Annotated in this window: 1 protein-coding gene; it reads left to right on the forward strand. The window is 44.2% G+C overall.

Features of this window, described 5'->3' with window-relative positions; all coding sequences use genetic code 11:
* The coding region (locus ACP45E_RS15235) for a 3-hydroxyacyl-CoA dehydrogenase NAD-binding domain-containing protein (protein ID WP_069585190.1) at positions 1-1,512 on the forward strand (1,512 nt) is incomplete at both ends.

A 1,512-nucleotide genomic window follows, 5' to 3' on the forward strand; every position in this document is an offset into this window, starting at 1 on the left:
CGCAGCGGTTACCAAGACTGATTGGGCTACTGCCTTCGCTTGATATGATTCTAACGGGCAAACAGCTTCGTGCTAAAAAAGCGAAAAAGCTGGGTGTGGTGGATGCCTGTGTTCCGCAAAGTATTTTATTTGATGTGGCTTTGTCCATGCTTGAGAAAGCATCCAAAAATAAACATAAAAAGAAAAAATCGTCGACCAAAGAAAAGTTGATGTCTAATACTGGGCTTGGTCGTAAGGTGATTTTTGAGCAAGCGGCAAAGAAAACCGCACAGAAAACACGGGGCAATTACCCAGCGGTTGATAGTATTTTGGAAGTCATCCGTTATGGTTTAGAAAAGGGCATCAAAAAAGGGTTAGAGCAAGAAGCGAAACGTTTTGGTGAGTTGGTGATGACTGACGAGTCTAAAGCGCTTCGTTCGATTTTCTTTGCGACAACGGAAATGAAAAAAGAACACGGCAGCAGTGCTGAGCCAGCAAGTATCGATCAAGTAGCGGTATTGGGCGGCGGCCTTATGGGGGCAGGGATAAGTCACGTTACCGTCACCAAAGCCAAATTGCCTGTACGTATCAAAGATGTGTCTAATGATGGCGTGTTAAACGCGCTGAGATACAACAATAAGCTGTTTGATAAGCAGCGTAAGCGCCGAATCATTTCTAAAGCTCAACAGCAATCTAAAATGATGCAGATTTCAGGCGGTATCGATTTCGCACGTTTTAATACGATGGATGTTGTGATTGAAGCGGTTTTTGAAGATCTTGATTTGAAACAGCAAATGGTTGCGGATGTAGAAAGCAACGTGAAAGAGAGCACTATTTTTGCGACCAACACGTCTTCTTTACCGATCGCTAAAATTGCTGAGAAAGCGCTTCGCCCACAAAATGTGATTGGCTTACACTACTTTAGCCCAGTTGAAAAAATGCCATTGGTGGAAGTCATTCCACATCAATCGACCAGCGACGAAACGATCTCTACGGTCGTCGCGTTAGCGAAAAAACAGGGTAAAACACCGATTGTCGTTAAAGACTGTGCGGGTTTTTATGTGAATCGAATTCTTGCCCCGTACATGAATGAAGCCGCCGAGGTGTTGCTATCAGGAGAGCCGATTGAGCATTTAGATAAAGCGCTGCTTAATTTCGGTTTCCCAGTAGGTCCGATTACCTTGTTGGATGAAGTGGGTATTGATATTGGCGCGAAAATTATGCCTATTTTAGTCTCAGAGCTTGGTGAACGTTTCCAGGGCCCAGATGTCTTTGACACGCTACTCAATGATGGCCGTAAAGGAAGAAAGAGTAATAAAGGCTTTTATTCCTATAAAGGTAAGAAGAAGGACGTCGATAAGTCGGTTTACACATTGCTTAAATTGAATCCTGACATTCGTTCGAGCGAGAAAGACATAGCTATCCGATGTACCTTACTGATGCTCAATGAAGCGGTTCGCTGTTTAGATGAAGGCATTATTCGCAGCCCTCGTGATGGCGATATTGGGGCGATTTTCGGTATCGGCTTTCCGC

It is taken from the genome of Vibrio genomosp. F10 str. 9ZD137, assembly GCF_049974785.1.
In the GTDB taxonomy this organism is placed as follows: domain Bacteria; phylum Pseudomonadota; class Gammaproteobacteria; order Enterobacterales; family Vibrionaceae; genus Vibrio.